Consider the following 8015-nt stretch of genomic DNA (forward strand, 5'->3'; position numbering starts at 1 on the left):
ATTTCTTTGAGAATAAACAATGGAAGTTGCCGCTAAACCGTTCACTCAGTTAGTAGTCTAATCGGCATTCTATTTCTATTATTCGTTGTACCTTAGGCATTTCCACCCTGGATGCGTCAGTTTTTCGCCATACTCCTTAAAACACTGCTCTACCTGTGCATCACGGTATTGACACTGTCGTTGGCGATTTTATTGGGTCTTCAGGTGCCAGCCGTGCAAACACAGCTGGCGAAGAAAGGAGCCGAGTGGCTTTCGGAAAAACTGAAATTTCCCGTCGACATTCAGGGCGTTTCCATCAAATGGTTCGACTCGCTCTCCCTCAAACAACTTACGATTAAGGATTACGAGGGTCGGCCGATGATTATGGTCGGGCGGCTCGATGTCGACTACAACCTGCGCTACCTGATCGATTCGTCGGCTCATAATATTCATCTGGACGAGATTGTGCTTTACAAGCCCGATGTCAGGATGATTAAAAATCCCAAAAACGGCGATACGAACCTTGACGACTTTATTGCCCGCATTGAGCAACTAACAACGGACCCACTCCATCCGGGTGTTCCCAATCAAAATGTTCCGTTTACAGTTGGGCGTATCCATCTGGTGGATGGGGCCTACACGCTCGAAGACCCCCGCGAGCCGTTGATGAACGACCGGAAAAGCTTCGACCATAACCATTTCACGCTCCAGCATCTGACGGCCGAAGTGAGCGATTTTATGGTCTTGGGTGATACCATCGCGTTTGACGGTAAGGGACTGACGGGCGTCGACCGGAACTCACGAATAAAAATCCGCCGACTGGATACCCGCTTTTTATATTGCAATACCAAAATGGAGTTGGGCGGGCTTTATGCCTATATCGGCAATTCCATTATCCGGGACGAACTGATTTTTTATTACGACAAACCTTCGGCTTTTGGCGATTTTAACAGCCGGGTACGAATAAAGGCGCAATTTCGGAACAGTAAAATACAGTCGTCCGACTTAGGGTATTTTTCCGACTACCTCCGCGGATTGAACGAAACCTGGCTGCTAACGAGCAACTTCAGCGGGACGGTCAATGATTTCCGGCTTCGGAATACAGACCTTCGGTTTGGTGCCAACGGTCGCAGCCGCCTGGCAGGTTCTATGGCCTGGAAAGGGCTGCCTGATATGGATAAAACGACGGTTGATTTTGCGTTTACCCCGTCCGTTGTCAACATGGCCGATATTCGGCAGTATTATCCCGATTCGTCCTTCAACGGGACTATCCAGAAAGTAGGGACGGCTGCTTTTGCCGCCACCTTTGTGGGGTCGTTCGATGATTTCAAAACAAAAGGGACGTTCAAAACGGCCATCGGCACCGTAGCCGGCGAGCTGGCACTGAAACTATCCGATAAGGCGAATCAGACCACGTATACGGCCAACCTAAAAGCTGATAACCTGGACCTGGGACAACTACTAAATCAACCTGAGCAATTCGGAAAACTAGATGGTGCAGGAAAAATTACCGGAAAAGGAACAAGTCTGGAGCAGGCCGTCATTGACTTCGACGGTACGTTTAACCGATTTGGCTGGCAGCATTACTGTTACCGGAATGTGGCGGCACGCGGCAATCTGCAAAAAACCGTTTTCCAGGGGCAGCTGCACATCAATGACCCGAACATTGCCTTTGACCTCGACGGTGAGTTTAACCTGAGCGGCCCCCGGAAACGCTATGACCTGAGTGGCATCCTGAAACACGCCGACCTGCGGGCATTGGGCTACCTGCCTGATTCACTGACGGTTAAAACAAATTTAGATGTTCAGCTGGAGGGTAGTAAGCTGGATGATATTGTGGGGAGTGCCGCCTTTAGTAATGCTACCCTGCGTTTAAACGGCAGGGAGCTACCAATAGACAAACTGACCCTGACGTCATCTGTGGAAAGACTGGCTCAGCAACCGGTCGATTCTATCACGACGCAACGGTACTTCTACCTCGATTCTGATTTTCTGACTACCCGGTTGCAGGGAAACTTTGAGCCCAAACGCACCATTGATGATCTGACCCAGCTGGCCCAGGAATACCGGCTCTATTTTATGGGCGACGCGGCTGGCATGGAAGCCTACTATGCTCAGAAACAGCGCTGGCTGGAATACGGAGCCGGGAAAAATGCCCAGCCACTGCGCTACGGCATCGACTATCAGATAATTACCAAGAATAGTGTACCGTTAATGACCTTCCTGGGCGCGTCGGCTTATATAGCTCCATCTACCCGGCTGGAAGGTCGCTTTACGGAAAGCAGCACGGCTTTTCTGACGGCAATCGTTAAGACAGATTCGGTAAAATTCGGTACCGTCGGTTTTGGTCCCAGTGATCTTGATTTGACTACATCCAAGTTTACCACTACGAAAGATGTACTGGCGTCGGCCATTGTTTCCTCCAGGCGGCAGCTATTCAGTGCCTTGCTACCCACCCGAAACCTACAGGTAGAAGCGTCGTGGGCGGTGGACCATATTGATTTTACGAGTGAAATTGACCAGGCCGACAGCAGCGGGTTGTACACGAATCACGCCGAACTGAATGGCGAACTACAGTTTAAAGGGGATGCCATTGACCTCACCTTCCGAAAATCGAAAGTACGGGTGCTGGACGGCGACTGGACCCTCAATCCCGAAAGCCTGATTCGGAAAGTGGGCAACACCTATACGATTCGTAATCTATCATTACTGAACGAAAATCAACTCATTCAGGCATCGGGTATTATCTCGCCGGACTCGGTAGAACGCCTGGCGCTGGAGTCGCACAATTTCCTGCTATCATCGCTCAATTCGGTCCTGAAGACCAATCTGGGTGGTACGCTGAACGGTTCATTAACGGTTAGGAACCTGTATGATACCCCCATTGTGGAGAGTTCGATAACGGTCAATGCGCTGTCGTACGAGAAGATACTACTCGGGGATGTTAGCGGACAGGGTATCTGGGACCAGCAAACCCAGCGACTCAACGTGAATGCTCTCGTTAACCAGCAAGGGGCCGATGTAGTGACCCTGGCTGGTACGTACACGCCCCAGCTGAAAACGGATCCACTAGCCGTGAAAGCCAGCGTAAACAAGGCCGACCTGAACTTACTGGAGCCATTTACAACCGGGCTTTTTTCCAACCTGGGTGGTACGGCCAATGGGGTGATTGACATAACGGGAAAACCGGCGGCTCCGGTGCTGAAAGGGGAAGTCGCCATCCAGGGCGGGCGTGGCCAGTTCGACTACCTGAAGGCCGATTTTGCCTTTGATGATACTATTTATTTCGGCGAAAACGAGATTATTACCCGCCAGCTAACCCTGCGTGATCCGCAGGGCAATACAGCCCAACTTAGAGGGGGCGTATTCCATAATGGATTTCGGGATTTCAACCTGGCTTTCGATGCCGATTTCAGGAACTTCAGAATCATGAATACGGCGGCTAAAGACAACGATGCGTTCTATGGGCAGGCCGTTATAACGGGAAAAGCAGAGTTGAACGGGCCGACGGACAACCTAACAATCCGGGCTAATGTAGCCAGTAATAAAGGCACCCGGATTTACATTCCGCTGGATGGAGCCACCACGGTCGCTAATGATGAACAGATCCGGTTCGTTAATCTGAGCCGTGCCACACTGGATGGCGTGGCCAGTCAAACAGCCAACAAATCGGGTACGGCCGCCGGTGATATTGACCTGTCGCGGATTCAGATGGATTTTAACTTCGATATTACCCCCGACGCGTACTGCGAAATCCAGCTGGACCGCCAGACGGGTGACATTATCAAAGCGTACGGGCAGGGGCTTATCGCCATGAAAGTGGATACCCGGGGCGATTTTTCCATGACGGGCAACTACGAAATCCAGAGAGGAGATTACACCTTCACGTTCCAGAACATTATTAACAAACGCTTCCTGATTCGGCCCAATAGCCGAATTACCTGGACCGGCGACCCGTACGGAGCACTTCTGGATGTAACGGCAGCTTACACACAATATACATCGCTGGCTCCGCTGTTGATCAATCAGAAAGCTACTGCCGATCAATCCCGTCGGTACCCTGTCGATCTGGTTATCAAACTAACCGGCGATTTGGGTACACCTACGATTAACTACAATCTGGACATCAAAGATTACCCGTCTACCTCCGATTTTCGCCAGGCGGTGACTGCGTTTGCCTCCCGCATTCAGAGCAATGACCAGGAACTGACCCGGCAAGTGAGCAGTGTTTTGCTGTTTAACCAGTTACTGTCGGAAGGCAGTAGCCTGTTCGACCAGGGGCAGGTGAACACGGGCGTAGCCAACAGTGTCAGTGAGCTGATTTCCAATCAGATTAGCCGACTGGCTTCCAACCTGAATGAAAACCTGGACGTGGGCGTATCCTTCGGCGGATTTACCACTGGTACGCAAAATGAAAACCTGCTCAATAACCTACAACTGCGCTTTTCGTATCGCCTGCTGAACGACCGGTTACGCATCAGCCGAGACGGTGGATTCACCTATGGGCAAAGCCAGTACAATGCCGCCAGTTTACTCGGCGAGTGGACGCTGGAGTATTTTCTCACGCCTGATGGCCGTTTACGCGCCAAGGTATACAACCGAAATCAGCAAAGTATTTTGAGTCAGTACAACCTGACCAGCACCATCACCACCGGCGGTGGGGTTAGTTTGCTGTATACGCGCTCCTTTAATCATATTTTCAGTACCAAACGCCCCACGCCGGGCCTGACCCCTGCCAGACCGGACGATGTAACTCCAACACCTGATCCGGTACCGGTGTCGACTGTCAGTAGTTCGGCACGCGGAGCGTTTTGATACGTCACTTCCCTGCTTTCTGTCCCGGCAAACAACCGGCGAAGGGTAAAAATTACTTTTTTACTCTTTGTTGTTCGTACCCTTTTTCCGTCCCTATGCAACAAGTACGGTGTTTGTCTTTGCTGGTTTTGCTGATTCTGACCGGTCCGGTAGTACTTGCCCAACGCACATTTACGAACCCAGTCAAAGATTCCGGTCCTGATCCCTGGGTAGTTCAAAAAGATGGCTGGTATTATTACATGAACACCACGGGACGGAACCTGACCCTCTGGAAAACCCGGAACATGGCCGATTTAGCCACTGCGGAGAGTAAAGTCATTTATACGCCCCCTGCCGGGCAACCTTATTCCAAAGAATTGTGGGCCCCCGAAATCCATAGTTTCAATAACCGCTGGTATATCTACTTCTCCGCCGATTCGCTCAATAATCTGTCGCACCGGGTTTGGGTCATCGAAAACCCATCGCCCGATCCGATGCAGGGCGAGTGGACTATGAAAGGGAAAGTCGGCGACAAAGACGATCATTGGGGAATAGATATGTCGGTTATTGACTACAAGGGGCAGTTGTATGCTGCCTGGTCGGGTTGGGAAGGCAAAACCAACGGCCGGCAGGATATTTACCTAGCCCGGCTCAAAAATCCCTGGATCCTCGACGGTGACCGGGTGAAAATTTCCCAGCCCGACCAGCCCTGGGAACTGCATGGCGATGTGCCGCAGGCGTGGCAGAAGAATGGTGAGGTGCCCAAAATTTATGTCAATGAAGGACCGGAATTTCTGGCCCATAACGATAGTTTGTTCATCGTCTATTCGGCCAATGCCTGCTGGCTCGACTATAGTCTGGGCTTGCTGACATACAACGGGAAAGGTGATTTACTCGATGCAAAAAGCTGGATCAAGCACAACGGCCCCGTATTTACTCAGGCGCCCGAGAATAATGTATGGGCACCAGGTCATGGTGGGTTCTTCCGGGACAAAGCCGGACAGGACTGGATGATTTACCATGCCAATCCATCGGCTACGGATGGCTGCGGCAACAAACGGGCTCCCCATATTCAGCCTTTTACGTGGAATACCGATGGCTCACCCAATTTTGGCAACCCAGCCTCGAAGAAGCCCATGCCGGTACCCGCCGGTGATTGAGTGTACTGTGATAAAAATTTTCTGTCATTCCGACGCAGGCAGAAGGAATCCCAGGCGTATCAACGTATGAGCAGGGAAATTCGAGATTTATGGTATGTCGTAATAACAGATAATAGCTAAAGATCTGTATTACGGTGCATTGAGTGAATGTTAAAAATGATAACCAAACCCTTTTTACGCAGCTTACCCTAATTTTTTACCAATGAATCGATTATTTTTTCTCCTCCTCCTTTCTGTTTCCACCCTGACACTGGCGCAGCAACAGGATGCGCCCGGACGCTGGTCGGCGGCTAAAGCCACTGCCTGGTATGCCAAAGAACCGTTTTTAGTGGGCGCCAATTACGCTCCTGCCAATGCCATCAATGAACTGGAAATGTTTCAGGCCGACACCTTCGATCCGGCTACCATCGACAAGGAGCTGGCAATGGCCGAAAGCATCGGTATGAATACCATGCGCGTTTTTCTGCACGATTTACTCTGGCAGGACCCCGCGGGTTTCACCAAACGGCTGGACCAGTTTCTGACCCTATGCGCCAAACATAAAATCCGACCTATGCTGGTGCTATTCGACTCCTGCTGGGACCCGATGCCAAAACTGGGTACGCAACACGAACCCGCACCGGGCTACCATAACTCCGGCTGGCTCCAAAGTCCCGGTGCCGAAGCCCTGACGGATGTGTCGCAGTACCCCCGGCTGGAAACCTACGTGAAGGGCGTGGTCAGTGCGTTCAAGAATGATAAACGGATTCTTTCCTGGGACATCTGGAACGAGCCGGATAACGCTAATGACAATAGCTACGGGCAGAATCACACCATCAAAACGGAACTGCCCAAAGCCCGAAAAATAGCCATTATCACCAACCTGCTGCCTTACGTTTTCCAGTGGGCGCGGGCAGCAGGCGCTACCCAGCCGCTCACATCGGGCGTATGGATTTACCGCAGCCCGGAGGATTGGAAGAACCCGGCAAAATGGAGTCCGATGGAGACCGTACAATTCAATAACTCCGATATTATCACCTTCCACCAGTACTCAACCGCCGACGCGTTGACCAAGGTAATACCAGCCCTGAAATCCTTCGGACGGCCCGTTATCTGTACAGAATACATGGCGCGGGGCGTGGATAGTAAGTTTCAGACTCACCTGCCCATTGCCAAAGCGGCCAAAGTTGGTATGATTAACTGGGGCTTTGTGGCGGGTAAAACACAGACTTTTCTGCCCTGGGATAGCTGGCAGAAGCCCTACGTGAATGGGCGTGAACCAGCAATCTGGTTCCATGAAGTATTCAAACAGGACGGTACCCCCGTTGACCCGGCCGAAGTAGCTGCTATTAAACAGGCCACCGGGAAATAGGGAAGCTGGTAACCATTGATTTGGGTTTCAATTTGGCTACCGACGAATCCTTTAACAACTTTGCCCCACAATCCAACCAGTACATGCCTGAATCGTCAAGAAGAACGTTCATCAAAACCAGCGTAGCAGTCGGACTGAGTGCCAGCCTGCCCGCTTTTACCAACGCCCCAAAAACCATGTTTGTACACCACGTTTTCTTTTACCTGAAAAATGCCGACAGCGCGGCCGACAAAGCTAAATTGCTGGAAGGCCTGAACATGCTGGCCAAATGCCGGACTATCAAACTGGTTCACATTGGCGAGCCCGCCACCACCAACCGCGACGTTATCGAGCGTACGTACACCTACTCCTGGCTGTGTTTCTTCGATAGCCCCGCCGATGAGGAAGCCTATCAGAAAGACCCCATCCACGATGATTTCCGTAACAACTACGCCCACCTGTGGGAGAAGGTAGTTATTTACGATTCCATTGGCCCAAAGCGATAATGTAATCAACAGAGCCGTACACGCTCTATAAATATGGGTCTTGCCCCAGTTGGATTAATGTTCAACCGGGGCAAGATTTTTTTCGTGGTCAGTAGGTCAACGGAAATTGAAACGTACTTCGGTGTAAAAAGCATGCTCAGGGGATAATATATGGTAATGATATACCAATTTACACCGATTGGGGTGGTTAATTTAGGTACAAGCAAGAGCCAAGTACCCATTGTTCGGTTAGGTCACAGGGTATGT

Annotated in this window: 4 protein-coding genes; all 4 read left to right on the plus strand. The window is 51.0% G+C overall.

Annotated elements, in window-relative coordinates:
- Positions 1-111 precede the first annotated feature (111 nt).
- The 4 genes from B156_RS0108180 to B156_RS0108195 all read left to right on the plus strand — a co-directional run bounded on the left by B156_RS0108180 (position 112) and on the right by B156_RS0108195 (position 7769).
- Positions 112-4794, plus strand: a complete 4683-nt coding sequence (locus B156_RS0108180) for a translocation/assembly module TamB domain-containing protein (protein WP_018619193.1) — start codon at positions 112-114, stop codon at positions 4792-4794.
- Between the two features lie 95 nt (positions 4795-4889).
- On the plus strand, positions 4890-5933 hold the full coding sequence (locus tag B156_RS0108185) for a glycoside hydrolase family 43 protein (RefSeq protein WP_026260691.1): 1044 nt from the start codon (positions 4890-4892) through the stop codon (positions 5931-5933).
- A 202-nt stretch (positions 5934-6135) separates the two neighbouring features.
- Positions 6136-7284, plus strand: a complete 1149-nt coding sequence (locus B156_RS0108190) for a glycoside hydrolase 5 family protein (RefSeq protein ID WP_018619195.1) — start codon at positions 6136-6138, stop codon at positions 7282-7284.
- 83 nt (positions 7285-7367) lie between these two features.
- On the plus strand, positions 7368-7769 hold the full coding sequence (locus B156_RS0108195) for a Dabb family protein (RefSeq protein WP_026260692.1): 402 nt from the start codon (positions 7368-7370) through the stop codon (positions 7767-7769).
- Positions 7770-8015 lie beyond the last annotated feature (246 nt).

The organism is Spirosoma luteum DSM 19990, from assembly GCF_000374065.1.
GTDB classification, from domain to species: Bacteria; Bacteroidota; Bacteroidia; order Cytophagales; family Spirosomataceae; genus Spirosoma; species Spirosoma luteum.